This window comes from Planctomycetota bacterium (genome assembly GCA_035574235.1).
In the GTDB taxonomy this organism is placed as follows: Bacteria; Planctomycetota; MHYJ01; order MHYJ01; family JACPRB01; genus DATLZA01.
In genome coordinates, this window is record DATLZA010000101.1 from 1 (window position 1) to 19,525 (window position 19,525).

Sequence of the window (19,525 nt, forward strand, 5' to 3'; positions counted from 1 at the left end):
GCCGGCGGCGCCGGCCCCGCCGACGCGCGCGCGTTCACGTACGGCGGCCTCCACCCCGCGGCCCGCGCCCTGGCCCGCGTGCGCGGCGCGGTCACGTTCTTCTTCGCCCTGAACTCGGAGACGGTGACGCTCGACAACCTCGCCCGGGACTCCGTCCGCGAGCTCGGAGACTTCGTCGTCCAGATCAACGAGGTCCACAGCGGCTCCGTCCAGCTCACCCTCCTGCGCAAGAGCGGCCCCTTCAAGGCCGAGCACGCCATCGACCCGGCTTCGATCGTCGTCGTGGACACGGAGGGCGTCGAGTACCGTCCCCTGCCCGCCGACCTCCAGCGCTACAGCGTGTTCCGGAACGGCGGATCGTTCTTCATCCACTTCGACCGGAGCTGGTACAGGCAGGCCCAGGCGCTGACCTTCACGCTGATCCGCGACGTCCACGAGCGGAAGATCCCCTTCGAGTTCCGTGACGTGGCGCTGCCCTGACGGGCGGACGTAACGCCGCGCGGCCCCGATCGTCTACGTCCGGTCCGCATGGCACGGAGGGCTTCCCCATGAAGAGACTCATCCCCGGGCTCCTGGGTGCCGCCGCCCTGGCGCTGACCTCCTGCTCGCCGCGCACGCGGGACTACGGTACGGGACTCAACACGATCGAACGTACCTACCCCAGGCCCGTTCGCGAGACGTGGGACGCCGCCCTGGCCGCCGTCCAGGACTTCGGCCTCACGATCGAAAGCGATCGCCACGACGAGATGGGCGGGGAACTGAAGGCGCGCCGCGCCGACGGCCGCTCGGTATTCGTTCATGTCCGCGCCGCCGGACAAGGCTCCACCGCCGTCGCCGTCCGCGTCGAACCGGGCGACCGCGCCCAGGCGGAGATGATTCACGACCGGATCGCCAAGGCGCTCGGCGCGGCCGGTCAGACGTTTCTGCCCCGACGGCCGTCCGGACCCGAGTTCTGAGATCCGCCCGCGGCCCCATAACGCTTCCCTCCTGAAGGCGTCGGAGGGGTGAGCAGTGGAGGGGCGATGGCGCGATCCGCGGCAGCCGAGGGGAAAACGACGGGAGCCTTGGCCCTGGCGGCCTTCGCGGTGCTCCTGAGCCCTGAGGCGCCGGCCCGGGAAGGCGAAGAGCCCGCCGCCCCGCCCGCGCCCGAAGCCGAGGCCCTCCCTCGGCGCCTCGACGCGCCGACTCCGCGGCGCGGCGCCCGGGACGACCCGAGGTCATGGCTTCTCTCGCCTCTCCAGGACCCTCCGTTCCCGGACGTCGGCGAGCCCTGGGCCGCCGACGGGCGGGCGGCGCTCGCCGATCTCCTGGCGACACCCCGCCGCCTCATGGACGCCGCTCTTGAATTCGTCTCCCGCCGGGTCCCCGATCCCGCCGACGCTCTGTGGGACGGCCGGGACGGCGACGCGCCGCTCCTCCTGCGCCTTCTCCGGGTGCGCGTCACCGGGGGCGAGGAGGACCTCCTGCGCCATTTCCTCGACGAATGGCTGGATCGCCAGAGGAATTATCTTGCGGGACTCCAGGAGAAAACCCTGGGCTTCGAAGAAGAGGTTCTCGAGCCGGAGGCGCTCGAGGCGGAGCGCTTCTTCCGCAAACAGCGCAGGCTGGCCTGGGGGGCCCTGAAATCCGTCTACCTCGAACGCTACCAGGTGGAGGCCCGCGAGACGCTGCGCCGAACCAACTTCGGCATGGAGGACTGGCACGGCATCGATTACGCCGTCCTGCCGCCGGCCATCGTCGCCTACGTCGTGTACCGCGGCTTCGATCAGCGTTTCTCCGTGGGTCCCCTCCGCCTGTCGATCCGGATGGAGCCTGCGGCCGAATGGTTCGGCCTGCGCCGGGACCTGACGGCCGGTCTGACCGTGGAATGCCGCCCCCGCGATTGTCCCCTGGCCCTGCTTCTGGCGGCCGGAGTCCACGACGGAGACGTGGAACTCGATTTCATCGGCATCGGAACGGGAACGGGGGCGATGATGCAGGCTCTCCATCGCGCCGACGGTCGCTGACCGTCGGAGACGGGAATATTTCCAGGTCGCCGGCGCGTTGAAAAAGTGGGAGGACGTAACCCCTCCGGTGGTTCCCATCCCCGGCGCCCTTGGCGGGTCGCAGGAACACCTCGAACGTTTGAACGCTGGCGCCCCCGCTTCGCGCAAGCGAGGACGCCAGGCCCCACGGTGCGTCCCACAACGTGGCCGCCCTGGCCACCCCCTCCCTACCGTGCCGTGGGGCTTTTTCTTTCCCGCGCACGGGCGTAACGCCCCGCTTCGGCCGGGATCGGAATAAGGGACCGGCTTGGCCGGAGACGACCCCGTGTCGCACGAAGACGGCGGCTCACCCGAACGCCCTCTCCTTCTGGTCGCGGACGACCGGCCGCCGACCCTGCGCTCCCTTGCGGAACGCCTGGACCCCGCGCACTACGAAGTGGCCGTCCAGCCTTTCGGGGAGGATGCCCTGCGCTACGTCCGCGAGCGCGGCCCCCGGGCGGTCGTCCTGAACGCCGAGCGCCTCTACATGGACGGGCACGCGCCGGCCGAGCAGATCCGCGCCGCCTGCCCGCATACCCGGATCCTCTTCCTGGATGAGGACGGCGGCTGGCTCCTCTTCATCGAGCCCTCGGGGGCGGAGGCGACCGACCTTCTCATCCATCCGTGTCCCGCCGAGGAGATGACCGCCGCGCTTGAGGAGATCCTCCGTTCGCCTCCCCGGAGCCCCGAATCCGCTACTTGACGATCACGATCTCCACGTCGCCCCGGCGCGACAGCACGTCCACCTCCACGTCGCGGGCGCGCCGATGGAAGTGAAGGTCCAGCGACGCGGGGCCGACCCGGAGGTTCCGGAGGGTGACGCTCGGAAGGATCTCGGGGAGAGCCGGCCGGACCAGGCGCACTTCCGCCCGCCGCGCGTCCACGGACAGCCCCAGGCAGGCCTCCAGGAGCATGAAGACGGATCCGGCGGACCACGCCTGAGGGGAACAGGCCACAGGGTAGAGCGTCGGTCCCTCCCCGCTGCGGCGGCGGAAACCGCAGAAAAGCTCGGGCAGCCGGTGGAGGTGCGAGTAGGTGCTGGCGTCGGCCAGCCCCATCAGGATGCGCTGAATGCCCTTGGCGGCGATCCCGTAGCGGGCGAAACCGCGCGCGACGAGTCCGTTGTCGTGGGGCCAGACGGATCCGTTGTGGTAGGACATCGGGTTGTAGCGCGCTTCCGAAGCGGCGACCGTGCGGATTCCCCAGCCCGAGAAGAAGCTCTCGTCCATCAGCACCTCGGCCATCCGGCGGGCCCGATCGGGCGCGGCGATCCCCGTAAAGAGCACCTGCCCCGCGTTGGACGTCCGGACACGGCACGGACGCTTGCGGCCGTCCAGCGCCAGCGCATAGAGCGAGAGATCCTCGCACCAGAACGCCTCTTCGAAGCGCCGCCGAAGGTCCTCCGCCTTCCGCCGCAGGGCCTCGGCCCGCCCCGGCTCCCCCAGCGCCTCGGCCAGAACCGCCGCGTGACGCCGGGCGGCGTAGACGTACCCCTGGACCTCGCACAAGGCGACCGGCCCCTCCGCCAGCTCGCCGTCCTCGTGGAAGACCGAGTCGTGCGAATCCTTCCATCCCTGGGCGGTCAGACCGTGGGAAGACCGCCGCGCGTACTCCACGAACCCGTCGCCGTCGCGGTCCCCGTGACGATCGATCCACTCCAGCGCCGCCACGATGTTCGGCCAGATCGTCCGCACGAAACCCAGATCGCCCGTGGCCCCGTAGTAGGCCCCCGCCAGCAGAACAAAAAGAGGCGTCGCGTCCACGCTGCCGTAATAGCGCCCGAAGGGAATCTCCCCGAGCGCCGCCATCTCCCCTCGGCGCATCTCGTGGATGATCTTTCCGGGCTCCGCGTCCTGCTCGGGACTGTCCTCCGTGGCCTGGCACGAAGCCAGGAACCCGAGGACGCCGCGCGCCAGCTCCGGCTTGACCCAGAGGTACTGGAGGGCCGTGATGATGCCGTCGCGCCCGAAAACGGTGCTGAACCACGGAATTCCCGCGTAGGGGTAGGGGCCCTGCGGTGTCCGCGTGATCATGATGTGCAGATCGGTCATCGACCGATCCAGGAGATCGTTGAAGTGCACGTTGGCGGTTTCGACCCGCGCGTCCCCCAGCCGCATCCGCCCGATCTCCGACGAGACGTCGTGGAGGGCCACGTCGTACGGGACCGGCGCCGGACGGGCGGGCTCGACCTCGCAGGAAAAGACGGCCGTGAGACTTTCCTCGCCCTTGGGCGGGATCGTCATCTCGAAGCGGACGCGATCGGCGGACACTTCGGCCGGGGCGGGAAAGAACCGGGCGCGGACGCTCCGGCGAACGCCGTCGAGCCCCAGGTATCCCAGGATGACCTCGTCGGAACCGGTTTCCGGCGGCAGGAAGCGTCCCCGCCGGTCGCGGCGGACGCCGCGCACCTCGAAGATGTCCGCGAAATCGGCGGCGAACAGAAACGTGGGCGCCACGCGGACTTCATGAAGGGCGAAATTGCGCACACGGACCCGCTCGTAGCAGACGCCCTGCCAGAGAAAGCTCACCCGGAAAAGGTGCAGCGTGTTGCGCGGCAGGACCACGCGGTCTCCGTCCGAGACGTCGGGATTGGTCAGGTTGACGACAAGGACGGCGCTCTGCTCGCGCACCGCGGAACTCAGGAGAAGCGGCCGGTCCGAATTCAGGCGGAGCTGAAGGCGGCTCAGGAACCGCGTCCCCTCGTGGTAGAGGCCCTGCTCGCCCTGTCCGACGGGAGCGATGTCGCCGTTGAGGCTGAAGACGGCGAACGTGTCGCCGTGCTTGAGGACCTGGGTGCGGTCGTCCACCCGCGGCGAGGTCGCCAGGATGTAGTATTGGTCCTTGACGCGGATGATCTCTTCCATAGGGCGATCGGGGCCCGGCCTCACGTCCCGGCGCGCTCTCCGGAGGGTCGGGCCTCCGCCCGGCGCGTCAGCCCTTCGTAAACCCGCAGGTAGTCCTGGGCCATCCGGCGGGCGGTGAACCGACGCTCGAAGACCTGCCGGCAGCCCCGCCGGGAGAGGCGCGGCAGGTCGTGGACGGCCCGCACCGCTTCCTCGAGCGTCCGGCAGAGGAAGCCCGTGCGTCCGGGGTCGATCACCTCCGGCACCGACCCGCACGGCCAGGCGATCACCGGCGTCCCGCAGGCCATCGCCTCGATCATCACCAGCCCGAACGGTTCCGGCCAGTCGATCGGGAAAAGCAGCGCGGCCGCTCCGCCCAGGAAGTCCTGCTTCTCGTGCTCCCCGATCTCCCCAACGTACTCGACCCCCGGCCGGCTCAGCAGCGGACGGATCACGGATTCGAAATAGTCCCGGTCCGCCGCGTCCACCTTCGCGGCGATGCGCAGCTCCATGCCCGCCCGGCGGGCGATCTCGATGGCGCGGTCGCACCGCTTTTCCGGCGAGATGCGGCCGAGAAAGGCCAGGTACCGTCCCGGCCGTTCGCACGGCCGCAGGAGGTCCGGGGGGAGCCCGTGGTACACCGTACCCTGCCAGTTGAGCCAGGGCAGCGGCCGCCGCTGGGCGTTGGAAATCGAAACGACCGGCATGTCCGAGAATTCCCGATAGAGCGGCACGAGGTCGGGGAGATCAAGCCGTCCGTGGAGCGTCGTGACGTGGCGGTATCCGTTGCGGCGGCTCCAGGGAAAGTGGAGATAATCCACGTGGAAGTGCAGAACGTCGAACTCCTCGGCTCTCTGGAAGACCCGCTCCAGGAGCAGGATGTGGTGGACAAGCTGGTCCTTGCAGTCCGGGTCCAGCCGCAGCGACTGCGCGCAGGCGGGTACCAGCCGCGCCGACGTCACGGAGTCCCCGCTGGCGAAAAGGGTCACCTCATGCCCCATCCGCACCAGCTCCTCGGCGAGATAGGAGACGATCCGTTCCGTCCCCCCATAGAGCCGCGGCGGAACGCTCTCGTAGAGCGGGGCGATCTGGGCGATCTTCACGCAGAACTCCGCGCGGGCGCCTCCACCCCCGGGGACGCGCCTTCGACGCTCCGAGCGTTTGATCCGCCGCGGCGCGGAAGGTTACGGGCGGCGTTCGGGACAGGACGGCGACGGCCGCGAGGTCCGGTCGCCTGAAGGATTCTCCCGCTTGCCGGGCGGGCTGGCGGGACCCGGTGGCGCGTCCGCCGGAGAGGATGCGGGGGACGGGCCCGCGGGGGCATCGAGGGGAACCGCGGACGAGAGCAGGCGCCAGTGGCGGATGAGGTACCGGACTTCCGTCACGCCCATAAACTCCCTCCTTCCTCAGGCCGGCACGGGGTTCACCACCTCTCTCCTTTCGCGATTGTGTCGGAACGCCCCTCCGATCCCGTCCCCCGGGCGCGCCTCCCGGGGAGGCGGTCTTTCTATAGATCCTGAAACCCGCTCCCCGTTATGCGGTTCCGGAGGTCCCCGCCCGGTTCCGCCCTTCCCCTCACCGCACCTCCCTCCAGTATTCCTCCGGCATGTCGGTCGCGAGCTTGAGGGCGCCGTTGGCCCCCGCGAAGACCGGCTCCTGGACCCGGGTCACCCGCCCGCCGCCGTACTGCTTGAGATCCTCCTCGATCAGCCGGTCCAGGCCCCGCAGCTGGCTGCCGCCGCCGGCCAGGATCACGTTCTGGAGCATCCGCCTCTGAAATTCGGCGTCGAACGTGGAGACGAGCTGCCGCAAGCCCTGCACGATCGGCGGCACGATGGAACGGCACGCCTCCTTGAGCTCTTGGGTGACGTCGTAGGCCGTCGGCTTGCCGTGCTTGTCCGGCCAGATCACGATCGCCTTGTCGTTGATGTCGTGCACGAAACTGTAGCGCTCCTTGGCCTCGCGCACCATGTTGATCGTGAATTGCGCCTCGGGGTGCGCCTTCCGGATCAGGGTGTACGCCACCTCGTCGATCGAATCCCCGGCGACCGAAAGAGTAATCTGGTCTTCCTCCGAGGGAATGGCGCCGTGCATCCGGCAGAGGTCCGTCGTCCCCGCCCCGATGTCCACCACGAGCGCGTCCTCCAGCATGTTCATCCCGTACGCCACGGCGAAAGGCTCCGACACGATCATCACCGCCTCGAAGACCTCCTTGCAGGCATCTAGAAGGGCCTGCTGGTTGAGGATGGAAGCGCGGGCGGGCGCGCCGATGACGCCGTAGACGAGCGTCCCCTTGGGCGGCCGCGTCAGGGACACCACGTGCTTGACGAGCTCGCGGGCGGCCTGCTTGTATTTCTCGAGCTTCTCCTTGGGAATGCCCGCCGCGTCGCTCTCCACGTACTTGAGCGCCCCCTTCTCGAAGGGACGCACCGTGTCCAGGGCCAGCCGGTGCTGGAACGCCTCGTTGCCGAAGACGACGTCCTTCCCGAGCATCTTGCGGCTGACGGGGTCCTTGGGCCAGCCCACGATCGAATAGACGACCTCGCGCGTCCCGTTGGTCGCCGCGATCGATGTCTTGTAGCAGCCCAGGTCCATGCCCACGTACAGGATTCCGGACCGCACCGTGGGATCCGCGAACGCCTTGGCCAGGCCCTTGTCCGCCACCTTCAAATGATCGAGTTCCATAACGCGCGCTCCCAGGATCACGTTCCTTCGATCGCCCACCCGGCCGGGGGGTCGGCGCGCCCCTCGGGGACGACCCGCGACGGACCCGCGCCAACGCCAGAAGAGCCGCGAAGAACGCGAATGTTACGGCGAGCGCCGGCGGCGTAACATCCGGCGCCCCGGAGGGTCACGGAGAGCGCGGGAGGCGGGGCCCGACCCCCGATCGATCGAACCCCACCCCATTCGTCCGGCGGGCGGTCCCCCGGTCGTCGTGCGTGCCGTAGGCCGGGGGGCCTTCCCGCCCTATGGGGCAGGAACCTCGAACCAGAGCGTCGCAAGCGGCGGAAGCACGAGCCGTGCCGACCAGGAGCGGCCGTGCCAGGGCACGGGCTCGGCCACCACGGCGCCGCAGTTGCCGAGATTCCCGCCGCCGTAGACCGCCGCATCCGTGTTGAGGATCTCGAGGTACCGCCCGGGCCCCGGCAAACCCACGCGATACCCCGCGCGCGGCACGGCGGAGAAGTTGGACACGCACAGAAGGCGCCGCCCCCGGGACGGGGCGATCCGGAGGAACGCCAGCACGTTCTCGTCCGCGTTCCACGCGTCCACCCACTCGAACCCCTCCGGCTCGAAGTCGCGCTCCCACAGGGCGGGCTCGCGCCGGTACGCGCGGTTGAGATCCCGCACCAGGGCCTGCACGCCCCGGTGCTCCGCGCGCTCCAGGAGATGCCAGTCGAGGCTGGCGTCGTGGTACCACTCGTTCTCCTGCGCGAACTCGCCGCCCATGAAGAGAAGTTTCTTGCCGGGGTGCGCCCACAGGTACCCGTAGAGCGCCCGCAGGTTGGCGAACTTCGCGGCCCGGTCCCCCGGCATCTGGTGGAGAAGCGAGCGCTTGCCGTGCACGACCTCGTCGTGGGAAAGGGGCAGGATGAAGTTCTCCGTCCAGGCGTAAAGCAGGCTGAACGTCAGCGTGTGGTGATGGTGCTTCCGGAACACGGGGTCCCGCGAGAAATAGAAAAGCGTGTCGTGCATCCAGCCCATGTTCCACTTGAAGCCGAAGCCGAGGCCCCCGGCGGAGGTGGGACGGCTGACGCCCGGCCAGGCCGTGGACTCCTCGGCGACCATCAACGCCTTCGGATGGCGCGCGTGCGCCCGCTCGTTGAGCTCCCGCAGGAAGGAGATCGCTTCCAGGTTCTCCCGTCCTCCGTGCACGTTCGGAACCCACTGGCCGTGCGCCCGGCTGTAGTCGAGGTAAAGCATCGACGCCACCGCATCCAGGCGCAGGCCGTCGACGTGGTATTCGGAGAGCCAGTACAGGGCGTTCGAGATCAGGAAGCTGCGCACCTCGTGGCGGCCGTAATTGAAAACGTAGGTCCCCCAGTCGGGATGCTCCCCCCGCCTCCAGTCCTCGTGCTCGTAGAGCGCCGTGCCGTCGAAGCGCCCCAGAGCGGCGGCATCCTTGGGGAAATGGGCCGGCACCCAGTCGAGGAGGACGCCGATCCCCTTGCGGTGCAGGTGGTCGATCAGGTACTTGAGGTCGTCCGGTCCGCCGTATCGCGCGGTCGGAGCGTAGTAACCGCCCGTCTGATAGCCCCAGGAAGGCCCGTAGGGGTGTTCCTGGAGGGGCAGAAACTCCACGTGCGTGAAACCCATCTCCTGAACGTAGTCGGCCAGGAGGGGCGCGGCCTCGCGGTAGGTGAGCGGCCGGCGGCCCTCCTCGGGAACCCGCCGCCAGGAGCCCAGGTGAACTTCGTAGATCGAAACCGGGCTCCGCCAGGGATCCGACTCCGCGCGGCGTTCCTGCCAGGCCTGATCCCCCCAGACATGCCGCGAGACGTGGACCACGGAGGCGGTCTGCGGAGGCCTTTCCATGGCGAACCCATAAGGGTCGCTCTTGAGGAAGAGCCGGCCGTCCGCTCCCCGGATCTCGTACTTGTACAACGCCCCCGGCCCCAGACCCGGCACGAAGAGCTCCCACACGCCCGACGCGCCCAAAAGCCGCATCGGGTGCAACCGGCCGTCCCACCGGTTGAAGTCGCCCACCACGCTCACGCCGCGCGCGTTGGGCGCCCAGACGACGAATGAGACGCCCCGCACCCCGCGCACCTCGCGGACATGCGCTCCCAGGAACTCCTGGGCCCGCTCGTGGCGACCCTCGTTGAAGAACCAGAGATCCTGTTCCCCCACCGTCGGGAGGAACGCGTACGGGTCCTCGATCGTCACGTCGTCCCCGTCCGGCGTCTCGACCCGGAGCCGGTACGGGAAGATCTCGCGCGCCTCCGGAAAGAACGCCTCGAAGAGGCCCGCGGGATGGCGCCGGACCATCCGCTGCGCGGCCCCCCCTTCCGGAAGCGCCGTCACGCGACGCGCGTCCGGCCGGAAGGCGCGCACGACGACCCCTCGCGACGTCCGGTGCGCGCCCAGGATCGCGTGCGGGTCGTGAAACGTGAGGGAGAGGAACCGTTCCACATCCGACGCCGGCACGTCTTCGAGATCCGGCGCCGGCGCGGGCCGCCGGCGGGACGGCGGCGCCCCGGACGGGGAAGGACCGGGGAGCTCGCCGTTGGGGGCCGCTTCCACGAGGAGATCGCGTTCACTCATGACGGTACGCTCCTTGAGAAACCGGGGTCTTCTCGCGCGCCGCTTCAGGAGACGGAAGCGCGCCCTCTCCGGCGCGCGGCGCCAGGCCCAGGGGCCCCGCCAGCCGCGCCAGAAGCTCCGAGCGCTTCAGCGGATCGTCCAGCGCCTCGTAGAGGACCTCCTGGGCCTTCTCGAGGGGCGGATCCAGTCCCAGCCGGCCGCTCAGAAGCAAAAGGTCCAGCGCCTCCCGAACCCGCTCCGGCGACGGCTCCCCCACCGCCGCCCGCACCGCCTGCGTGATCCTCCCGCCGAAAAGCCGATTGGCGAAGGACCGGTCGATCCGATAGCCGCGCCGCTCCGCTTCCGCCGCGACGCCCGCGGCCTTCTCGTAGGCGGAAGGATCCGACCCTGCGCTCCACCGCCGGATCGCCTCCTCGAACTGGCGGCCCAGCGTGAACTCCGCCGCCGCGCGCAGCTCCGCCGGAAGCTCGAACCCCGACGCCTGAAGCATTTCCAGCGTCCGCCGGTTGTCCTCGTAAAGGAGCGCGTACTGCTCCGACAGGCGCGCGATGAGGCTTCCGAACATCGCCCCGATGATCGTCCGGCGGACGTCCGGAAGCACGTGCTCGAAGCCGTATTCGTTCAGGCCGAATTCCTCCTGGGCGATGCGCAGAAAGGTCGGCAGCGAGGCGGTCGTGAAGTGCCGCCACAGACGCTCCGCGGAGGCCTGGAAACGCTCATCCCCGGGGTCCGGCCTGACCAGGCCGTAAAAATCCACGCCGCCGAGGTGCAGCGCGAGGAGGGCGTATTCGCTCTCGCGTCCCGTGGCGATCATCTGGAGCTTCAGGCGCCCCGTCGCCAGGGTCAGCCGCCCGTGCTGCTCGCGCCGGAAGGAGCGCTTCTGGAAGCGATGCGCGGCGCACTCCCCGGAGGGCTCCTCGACGCCCGCCAGCCCCGCGATGGCCAGGTGCGCGGCCACCCGCTCCGTGGACACCCGCGCGGGCTCGACGAAGCGGCGGAACACGTCCGCACCCGTGCCCATCTCCGGAAGGTTGCTGCGCGCCTCCCCCAGGCGCTCGAGAAAGCCTTTGCGGTCCGGCTCCTGCCCCAGCTCCTCCAGGAAGTCCAGGACCCGACCGGCGTAGCGCAGGACCTGCACCGTCTCGGGACCGGAGACGTCCGCGAAAAACCAGCCGCAGCTCGTGTACATGAGCATGGCGTGGCGCTGCATCTCCAGGAACGCCAGCGCCCGCTCCTGCTCGCCGCGCGAGAGGCTCCGGGAAGCGAAGCGGTGCAGAAACTCCTCGCGCGAACGGCCGCGGTCCAGGATGAGCTCGACATAGGCGTCCCGGACCGCCCAGGGATCCTCGAACAGACGGCCGCGAAGGGCGTCGAAGCTCCGGGCCGCCTGCTCCCGCAGGAAATCCAGCGCCGCCCGGAGCGGCGCCCGCCAGGACTGGTTCCAGCCCTCCCGCCCGCCGGCCTGGCAGCCGCAGTCGCGCGCCCACCGCCCCACGCCGTGCGCGCAGCTCCAGGAGGTGCCCTCGCCCCCCGGCCCCGTCTCGATCTCCACCTCGTGCGCCGGCGGATGCTGCTCCAGGAACTCCCCGTAATTGGTCACGCGGAAGCCGCGCCCGGGCGCTTCCACGGCCAGCGCGTGCGCCAGACACCGTTCCCCGAAGCGGAAATGGTGCCCGTACGTCTCCCCGTCCGTCGCCACGTGCACCAGACGGCCCTCGCGCGGCCCCGCGCCGGCCAGCCGGTCCACGAAGAGCCGGCTGGAATGGAGAATCCCCTCGAACGCCACCGCGTGCGACACCGGCCCGTCGTAAAAGAAAATCGCCAGGGACCGACCCGATCCGTCCCGGTGAAAGTACCGGTAGGCGAGGCGGGGATCGATCTCCCCGCCGGAGGCGGCCACCCAGTCGCGCCGCGGCCCCCCCAGGGGGCGCACCCGCCGCGCCTGGTACGGCGAAAGAATCGTGAAGCGGACGCCTTCCTCGATCAGAACTCCCAGCGTCTCGTCGTTGCAGGCCGTCTCGGGAAGCCAGAACCCCTCGGGCCGGCGACCGAAACGGTGGGCGAAGTCCGCGATCCCCCAGCGCACCTGCGTCCGCAGGTCCCGGGCGTTGCACAGCGGCAGAATGACGTGGTTATACCCGTGCGCCAGGGCATTGCCGTGGCCGCCCCGCTGCCGCGCGCTCCGGCGGTCCGCCTCGAGGATCCGGGCATATGTGTCCGGATGGCGCCGCTCCAGCCACGACAGAAGCGTCGGCCCGAAATCGAAGCTGATCAGCTCATAGACGTTGACGATCCGCTCGATGCGCCCGGCCCCGTCGGCGATGCGCGCCCAGGCGGTGGGCCGGTAGCACTCGCGGTAGATCCGCTCGTTCCAATCATGAAACGGATGCGCCTCCGGCTGGCGGTCCACCTCCCCCGTCCAGGGATTCTCCCGCGGCGGCTGATAAAAGTGGCCATGGACGACGACGGCCGGGTCGCCGGAACTCATCACGCCTCGTTCTCCCCCTGTGCGCTTCCCGGCGGCGCCCTGGCAAGGCGGCGCCGGATCGCGATTCACGAAAGACGGGACGTCTCCTCCCCACCGGAGAGGGGCTTCAGGGGCGGGAATCCCCCGCGTTCCGGGATTCGTAATTCGCGATTCGGATCCTGTCCCTGAACGCCTGCGTCAAAGAGAAGCGGCCGCGCGGCCCCGAGGGACCGTTCGGCGCGCTCTATAGATCCGGAAACCGGTCCGATGTTACGCCGCTTCCGCAGGAGGCCCTAGGTGAACGTGTGAAGGGCATGGACCGGCTGGACGATCCCGGCCAGGACCCGTCCCACAAGATCCTCCGGCGCGGCCCGGGCCACGTCCGACAGGCTCAGAAGGCCCACGAGCTTCCCCTCTTCGTCCACGACCGGGAGCCGGCGAACCTGATTGACCTGCATGACGCGGGCGGCCACTTCGAGATCCTGGTCCGGCCGGCAGGCGATCACGTCCTGGCTCATGACCTCGCCGACCGCCGTGGACGCGGCGGGCCGCCCCGCGGCGATCACGCGCACGGCGATGTCCCGATCGGTGATGATGCCCACGAGAAGATCCCCGTCCACAACCGGCAGGGCCCCCAGCCCGAACGCGCGCATGCGCCCGGCCGCCTCCTTGACCGTGGCGCGGACGCGCACGGTTTCCACGAAACCCGTCATGATCTCTCTGACCTGGACCACGGAAGACCTCTTCCGACCTTTGGCTCTCGGTCGTCTCATACGATCCCGCCTCCGCGTCGCTTCGGCGGGCCCGCCGACGGCGTCCATCCCTGTGATCCGGGGGACCCCGGGACGTTATGGTCCCCGGACGGTCAGGCCGGCTGCAGCATGAACGTGCGGTAGTCGAGGTCGCGCACGCGGCGCAGAATCCAGGGATATCCCACGGCCAGCGCCGCCAGCCCCGCCGCCACCGTTCCGTAGCCGTAGTACGGAAGCCCCAGAAGCGCCGTGGCCGCCGTGCCCAGCGCGCTCGCCACGAAGTACGCCAGCGTCATCCCGAGCGCCGGCCGATAAAGCGCCAGGTGCAGCCCCGCCAGCAGAAGCGCCAGAACCAGAGCCTGAAGGTACGCGCCCAGGCAGGCCGCCCGGAACACGTAGTACTGCACGCGGTCCAGGCGGAGCGCCTCCAGCAGACGAGGGGCCACGAGAATCACCAGGCCCGTGAGCACCCCCTGGAGGAGAGCCACCTGCCGCACGCCGCGCTCGAGGGATCCGCGGATGCGCGCGTGCGCCCCCCGGATCGCGTCCAGGTCCGCCCCATGGCGAATGGCGCCGAAGAACTTCCGGTATGCTCCGTGGAAGGAGACCTCGATCCGCACGAAGACGAGCGCCAGGGCCGGCACGATGGTGAGGTACGCGAGAAACACGGCGTTATCGTAGAGGGGAAACGCCGTCAACCCGAGAGGCAGCCGCACGGCGGTGGGCCCGGCCCACAGGATCAGCTTGTCCACCCAGACGCCCCCGGCATAGGCCACTCCGATCAGCATGAGCATCGGGTAGCGCATGAACGTGCGCGCGAACGCGAACCGCGCTCCGTCCGACGAAGGGAACTCCGCCCGCAGCCGCGCCCCGAGGAGGGCCGCCGTCACCGCATGCCCGATCGCGAAGGCGAACAGAAGACCCGGCACCCCGAGCGGCGCCGCCAGTCCCCAGGCCGCCCCCAGCCCGGCTCCCACGCCCCCCGCGAAGGCGGCCACGATCGTCCCGTAGTCGCGAATCGTCCCCAGGAAAATCATCGCGTTCCACACCTGACCGACCGACCCGAAGAAGGCGGCTTCCGCCGCCGCCAGAAGCAGGGGCGGCCGCGTCAGCGCCGCGAAAACCGCCGCCGCCCCGAGATGCAGAACCAGGGAAACCGCCGCCGCGCCCGCCGCGCACGGAACCACGCTCCCCGTCCGCCCCAGGTAGAGCTCGTCGCTCACATGCCGGGCCACCACGAGTTGAAAAAGGCCCGTCAGAATCATCGACCCGCCGTAGCCGTACAGCACGATGGCCTGGAAGATGCTGCGCTCCACTTCCCCGCGCCCGCCCCAGTCCATCCACGTCACCGCCACCATGAAGAACGAGGTCAACAGCCACGGGCCCGCCATGGCGACCCCGGCATAGACGTATCCCAGCGCCTGCGCCCCATAGAAGGGGCTGCGGAGCATCCTCCGAAGGGCCAGGCTAACGCCCGCCATCCGTCACCCCTTTGCGGCGCGCCTCCGCCAGGCTCCGGTAAAGCTCGAGGTACGCCTCCCGCACCTGATCCAGCCGATAATACGCCCGCACCCTCCGCCGCCCCGCTTCGCCCATCGCCCGGCGAAGTTCCGGATCCCGCGCCAGCCGAAGTATCGCCCGCGCCGTATCCTCGGGATCGGCCACCCGCGTCACCAGACCCGCCGGACCCAGCGCCCGATCCTCCGGCGTGCGCCCCTCGAGCAACTCCCGGCACGACCCGACGTCCGTCGCCACCACCGGAATCCCGCAGGCCATCGCCTCGAGCACCGCCAGCGGCTGCCCCTCGCTCAGGCTCGTGAGCACCGACACGTCCAACGCCTCGTAGTAGCGCCGCGCGTCCACCTTGCCCGTGAATTCCACGATCCCCGCGAGCCCCAGCACCTCCGCCATCTGCCGGCATTCCGCGGCGTAGGATTCATCCTCCGCCGTCGGCCCGATCACCGACACCCGCGGCGGGCGTTCCGGCATCCGGCCCGCCACGATCGCGCAGGCGGACAGGAACGTCTTGATGTCCTTGATCGGGACCACGCGCCCCACGAGCCCCACATGAAACCGATCCGAAGGCCGCCGGCGCCGCGCCACCTCCTCGAACCCCCGTACGTCCACCCCGTTCGGCACCACCCGCGTCCGCTCCGGCGGCGCCCCCCGCTCGATCTGATACCGGCGGTACTCCTCGAACAGCGTGATAAGGACATCCGCCTGCTCGTAGGTCACGCCCTCCATCGCCTGGAACATGCGGTTCCACCACTCGCGGAAGAGATTCCCCACGCCCCTCGCTTCCGCGTCCGCCTCGCCCGGAATCCACTCGGCGTCCGCCAGCTCCTGGGCCCGCTCGCGGGTGTAGAGGCCGTGCTCCGTCACGAGCAGCGGGGTCCCCGTGCGCACCCGATGCGCCGCGCCCAGGAGGCCGGCATAGCCCGTCGAGATGCAATGCACCAGGTCGCAGTCGGGAAGCTCCGCCTGAAGCACGCGGAAGAGCGGCAGATGCGTCGCCCGCCAGGTCCAGAAGAAATCCGGAAATGAAATTCCCGCTCCCGCCGCTCGGCGGTAAAAGCCGCACAACATCGTCCACGCCTCCGGATCCCGGAGGAACCGCCCCGGTCCGCCCAGCGCCAGGACATCCCGCGACGGAAAATAGTTGCCCTTGCGGGCTTCCGCGTGAAAGCGCTCGAGAACCCGGTAGAGGCCGACCGGCGGAGGCTCCTCCCGAAGGTCCCCCTCGAGCAGATACACGTGGCGAAGCTCCCGCACGTTGGGCAGCTCCGTATAGCGCCGCGGGCCCGCGCTCCCCGGAGCCGGCCAGAGGGCCGTCACCGTGAACTCGATCTCCGGCAGAGCGGCCATGAGGTCGTGCGTCCACTTGCCGACTCCCCCGGTGACGTACGGATACGACCCCTCCGCCACAAGGCACACATGCGTCATGCCGCCCCCTCCCGCCATCGGTCGGCCCGTCCTGGATCCCGCTCCGCCAGCCGCGCCAGATCCTCCCGCAGGGCCGGACGGTTCCCCAGAAGGAACCACGCCTCCGCCCGCGCGCGCCGCGCCGCCTCATCGTCCGGCCGGCGCTCGAGGCGCCGCGAAAGCGCCTCGCAGGCCCCCGCCGGATCCCCCAGGGCACGAAGAGCGTCCGCCAGCTCGAGGAGCGCCGGCTCCTCGGGATCGGCGGACGCCGCCTCCCGGAATGCCGCCGCCGCCGCCCGCAGGTGCTGCCGCGCCGTGGCCGCATCCGCCGCCAGCTCCGCCAACTGCCGCAACGCCCTTCCCCGCTCCAGCGAACCCGCCGCCCGCGCCGCCTCCCGCAGAAGGCGCGCCTCCATCGCCACCCACAACCCGCGCGCGCGCACCCGCACATCCCGGTCGGACACCCGCAGCAGAACCCGCCGCAACGCCGGCCGAGCCAACCGCCGAAGCGTCCGCTCGATCCGCACGGGCCCCCCCGCCTCCAGCGTCTCCTCCCACGGCGTCACGTCCGTGCCCCGGTTCATGACCTCCGCCGGATCCGGAATCGTACGCCGGAAGGCCTCCGGGTCGCCCGGATCGAAAAGCTCCGCCGGATCCACCGGCCGCACGGATCTTCGGAAGAGCCCTTCGAAAAGAACCTCCAATGCCACCAGGAGCGGCCCCGCGACGGGCACGAGAAGCGCCGTCCACAGCTCCAACCGCCGGCCCGGCGCCCCCCCGCCGCGCACCCGCGCCGCCGCCGCCGCGGCGGCTGCCGCCGAAAGAACGTGAAGCACCACCAGCACCGCCGTCACGCCGCGGCCTCCCCCCGCCCCCCGGCGAGCGCCCGGCACTGCGCGTCGTCCGCGAAGACGAACGACAGCCGCAGCTCCGACCGCGACCACGTCCGGGCCACCGCCGTGTTGACGCGGTCCGCCAGGGAGATCACGTCGAGTCCTTCGTGCATGGGAAGGATCACGGCCACCGTATCCTCCGCCGCCGTGGCGCACACGGAATCCGCCTCCCGCGTGTGCGCGGCCAGCGCCCGGCAGACGGCCTGCCGCGCCGCCCTCCTTCGCGCCGGAGTCATCCGCTCCGCGCCCAGCAGGCGCACGAGAAGAACGCTGAACGGCGTGCCGTAGCGCGCCGCCCGTCCTTCCTCCCTGGCCAGGGCGTCGGCCAGGTATTCCGGCGTGTACGCCCCGAGCTCCATGTCGAACAGCGCCGGCTCCTCCCGCTCGCGCCGCCGCGCGGCCCGCGTCAGCGCCTCGGAGGCCCATTCGAGAAGCGCCTCCAGGCGCGTGACGGTCGCCGGAGCGAATTCGAAAAGAGGCAGCTCTTCGACCACGGCCAGCGCCCTCACGCGGGAGCCCTCGCGGATCGGCCCGCAGAGAAGTGCGGGCCCCGGCGAGGCCGCGCCCGGCTCGAAGCGGCATGCCACCCGGCCCTCCCGGAGCGCCCGTCCCGGCAGCCCTTCGCCGGCCGGAAGCGACGGCGGAAAGGGCGCGGACGCCGGTCGCGCGTCCCGCGATGCCCGAAGCTCCAGGGTCCCCCCGGCGGCGACTTCGTACACGGCCGCCCGGGTCGCGCCGACGTCGCGCGCGAGAATTTCCAGGACCGCCCCGTAGAGATCCTCCGGCCGTTCGCCCGACATGGCGCGGCACAGGCGGTACAGGGTTTCGGGAGCGACGCCGTATTCTTCGATCCGGCTTCTCAGCTCCCGGAGGACGGCGTCCTGAGCCGCCAGCGCGCGGACCGCCCGGCGACGCTCCCTCTCCAGGGCGCGCGCCCGGGCCTGGAACCGCGCCAGCCGCCGGCCCTGCTCCCGCGAAAGGAATCCCGCGAAGACGCCCGCGGCCGCCAGGAAACCCGGAAGGATCAGCGAGCCGTCCTCCACGCCGAACCGTCCTCCGATGAGAGCCACCCACGCGGCCGAAGCCAGTCCCGCGACCGCGCCGTGAGCCGCCCCGAAGCGAAGGGCGAAGAAAAGGATGGGCAGCAGAAAGGGATTGAATTCGAAGCCGCGAAAGCCCGGATCGTGCGGAAAAAAGAGAAGTCCCGCGCCGGCCGCCAGCCCAAGCGCGCCCGCGAGTTCCACCCAGGATCGCAGTCCCGGCCGGCAGGGACGCGCCCCACGGAGCGCCGCCGCGGCCCGTTCCCGCGCCTCCAGCGCCGCGGCGTATTCCTGCCACGCGCGCCGCCGCACCGCCTCGGCCGCGGCCTCCGGAAACCGCACGCGGGCGGGCGCCTCCGGCTCCTCCTCCTCCGCCCCCACCTCCTCTTCGAGATAGACAACCTCTTCTTCAGGATCGCCGCGGACGAACTTCGGCCGCCCCTCCTCGTCGAGAACGTACACGACCTCGTCTTCGGGCTCCGGGTCGAGGTCGGGAATCACCAGCGGCTCGTAATCCACCGGCGGTTCGGCGAAGACGAGGGGTTCCCCCGCGTTCGGATCCGAAACGAGCCCCTCGTCGGAGCCCGGGACAAGCCGGAAAGGATCCCGGGGTCGGAAACGTTCGCCGCGACCGCGGACGTCGCCCCGCCGGATCTCGCTCTGTCTTCGGCTTTCGGCCATGGCGCTCGCGGCTCAGAAGTTGTGATGGACGCCCAACGTCACGGCCCAGGCGCGGCCGCCCCCGACGAGGGCGCTCTCGTTGACGTACTCCCCCGTCGCGGAGACCTTCCAGCGGTCCTCCCACGTGACCAGGAACGAAACCGCCGCTCCCCGGAGTTCTCCGAAACCGAGATCCCGCTCCGAATCGGCCCCCACCCAGGCCGCGCCGGTCGCGCCCCACGAACCGGCCGCCCAGGCGGCGGTGGGCCCCACGCTCCAGGAACGCAGGCGGGGCGCCCGCCCGACCGCCTCGAGGAGCGCCGCGTCCCCCTCCAGCTCGGCCGCCTCGAACCGGGCCGCCAGGCCCAGGAGGGAACCCATCGGGCCCTCGTCGCGCAGCGCCGCGTCGAAGAAGCTCCCGCCGGCGGCGCCTTCGCCCCTCAGGAAAATCACCTCGACCCCCGCGCGGCCCCGCCACTCGTCCGCCCGCGTTCCCTCCACGCCGTCCAGGGCGCCCCCGTCCGCCGCATACCACAGCCGCTCGACGCCCGCTCCGAGAACGACCGCTTCGATCGGGGACCACGTCGCTTCCGCCCCCGCCCGATGGCGTTCTCCGGCGGCCAGGACCGTCTCCACCGCATCCGCCCATGGGCCGCGAA

The 19,525-nt window shown here is 70.5% G+C and carries 15 protein-coding genes; 4 read left to right on the forward strand and 11 right to left on the reverse strand.

Annotated elements, in window-relative coordinates; translation table 11 throughout:
* The 4 genes from VNO22_08630 to VNO22_08645 form a co-directional block, all read left to right on the forward strand.
* On the forward strand, window positions 1-480 hold a 480-nt coding region (locus tag VNO22_08630), incomplete at its 5' end, for a hypothetical protein (protein HXG61425.1).
* A 68-nt stretch (window positions 481-548) separates the two neighbouring features.
* Window positions 549-956, forward strand: a complete 408-nt coding sequence (locus tag VNO22_08635; protein ID HXG61426.1) for a DUF3568 family protein — start codon at window positions 549-551, stop codon at window positions 954-956.
* Window positions 957-1,022: 66 nt separating this feature from the next.
* Window positions 1,023-2,006, forward strand: a complete 984-nt coding sequence (locus tag VNO22_08640) for a hypothetical protein (protein ID HXG61427.1) — start codon at window positions 1,023-1,025, stop codon at window positions 2,004-2,006.
* Window positions 2,007-2,292: 286 nt separating this feature from the next.
* The gene (locus tag VNO22_08645; protein ID HXG61428.1) at window positions 2,293-2,727 is read left to right on the forward strand and encodes a response regulator; all 435 of its coding nucleotides are present in this window, start codon (window positions 2,293-2,295) and stop codon (window positions 2,725-2,727) included.
* On the opposite strand, the gene VNO22_08650 is transcribed toward VNO22_08645, so the two are convergent.
* The 11 genes from VNO22_08650 to VNO22_08700 all read right to left on the reverse strand — a co-directional run.
* Complete coding sequence (locus VNO22_08650; GenBank protein ID HXG61429.1) at window positions 2,720-4,888, reverse strand: amylo-alpha-1,6-glucosidase; 2,169 nt, start codon at window positions 4,886-4,888, stop codon at window positions 2,720-2,722. The genes VNO22_08645 and VNO22_08650 overlap by 8 nt on opposite strands.
* 20 nt (window positions 4,889-4,908) lie before the next feature.
* Window positions 4,909-5,970, reverse strand: a complete 1,062-nt coding sequence (locus VNO22_08655) for a glycosyltransferase family 4 protein (protein HXG61430.1) — start codon at window positions 5,968-5,970, stop codon at window positions 4,909-4,911.
* A gap of 472 nt (window positions 5,971-6,442) precedes the next feature.
* Window positions 6,443-7,552, reverse strand: coding sequence for a MamK family actin-like protein (gene mamK, locus VNO22_08660; GenBank protein ID HXG61431.1), 1,110 nt, complete (start codon window positions 7,550-7,552; stop codon window positions 6,443-6,445).
* Between the two features lie 282 nt (window positions 7,553-7,834).
* Window positions 7,835-10,132, reverse strand: a complete 2,298-nt coding sequence (gene glgB / locus VNO22_08665; protein ID HXG61432.1) for a 1,4-alpha-glucan branching protein GlgB — start codon at window positions 10,130-10,132, stop codon at window positions 7,835-7,837.
* Complete coding sequence (locus VNO22_08670) at window positions 10,125-12,620, reverse strand: DUF3536 domain-containing protein (protein HXG61433.1); 2,496 nt, start codon at window positions 12,618-12,620, stop codon at window positions 10,125-10,127. Before VNO22_08670 ends, glgB begins: the two co-directional genes overlap by 8 nt.
* 272 nt (window positions 12,621-12,892) lie before the next feature.
* Window positions 12,893-13,333: a CBS domain-containing protein gene (locus VNO22_08675; GenBank protein ID HXG61434.1), complete on the reverse strand. Its 441-nt coding sequence runs from the start codon at window positions 13,331-13,333 to the stop codon at window positions 12,893-12,895.
* Between the two features lie 131 nt (window positions 13,334-13,464).
* Window positions 13,465-14,832, reverse strand: a complete 1,368-nt coding sequence (gene pelG, locus VNO22_08680) for an exopolysaccharide Pel transporter PelG (protein HXG61435.1) — start codon at window positions 14,830-14,832, stop codon at window positions 13,465-13,467.
* Entirely contained in the window at window positions 14,819-16,294 is a 1,476-nt protein-coding gene (pelF, locus tag VNO22_08685) for a GT4 family glycosyltransferase PelF (protein HXG61436.1), read from the reverse strand. Before pelF ends, pelG begins: the two co-directional genes overlap by 14 nt.
* Window positions 16,291-17,127, reverse strand: a complete 837-nt coding sequence (locus VNO22_08690) for a tetratricopeptide repeat protein (GenBank protein ID HXG61437.1) — start codon at window positions 17,125-17,127, stop codon at window positions 16,291-16,293. The genes pelF and VNO22_08690 overlap by 4 nt, the downstream gene beginning before the upstream one ends.
* On the reverse strand, window positions 17,124-18,887 hold the full coding sequence (locus tag VNO22_08695; protein HXG61438.1) for a hypothetical protein: 1,764 nt from the start codon (window positions 18,885-18,887) through the stop codon (window positions 17,124-17,126). The genes VNO22_08690 and VNO22_08695 overlap by 4 nt, the downstream gene beginning before the upstream one ends.
* 12 nt (window positions 18,888-18,899) lie before the next feature.
* A partial coding sequence (locus tag VNO22_08700) for a hypothetical protein (GenBank protein ID HXG61439.1) occupies window positions 18,900-19,525 on the reverse strand: 626 nt, incomplete at its 5' end.

Coding starts and splice junctions, on each gene's coding strand:
- VNO22_08635 (HXG61426.1), top strand. CDS start 549: ATGAAGAGACTCATCCCCGGGCTCCTGGGTGCCGCCGCCCTGGCGCTG.
- VNO22_08640 (HXG61427.1), top strand. CDS start 1,023: ATGGCGCGATCCGCGGCAGCCGAGGGGAAAACGACGGGAGCCTTGGCC.
- VNO22_08650 (HXG61429.1), bottom strand. CDS start 4,888: ATGGAAGAGATCATCCGCGTCAAGGACCAATACTACATCCTGGCGACC.
- mamK (HXG61431.1), bottom strand. CDS start 7,552: ATGGAACTCGATCATTTGAAGGTGGCGGACAAGGGCCTGGCCAAGGCG.
- glgB (HXG61432.1), bottom strand. CDS start 10,132: ATGAGTGAACGCGATCTCCTCGTGGAAGCGGCCCCCAACGGCGAGCTC.
- VNO22_08670 (HXG61433.1), bottom strand. CDS start 12,620: ATGAGTTCCGGCGACCCGGCCGTCGTCGTCCATGGCCACTTTTATCAG.
- pelG (HXG61435.1), bottom strand. CDS start 14,832: ATGGCGGGCGTTAGCCTGGCCCTTCGGAGGATGCTCCGCAGCCCCTTC.
- pelF (HXG61436.1), bottom strand. CDS start 16,294: ATGACGCATGTGTGCCTTGTGGCGGAGGGGTCGTATCCGTACGTCACC.
- VNO22_08695 (HXG61438.1), bottom strand. CDS start 18,887: ATGGCCGAAAGCCGAAGACAGAGCGAGATCCGGCGGGGCGACGTCCGC.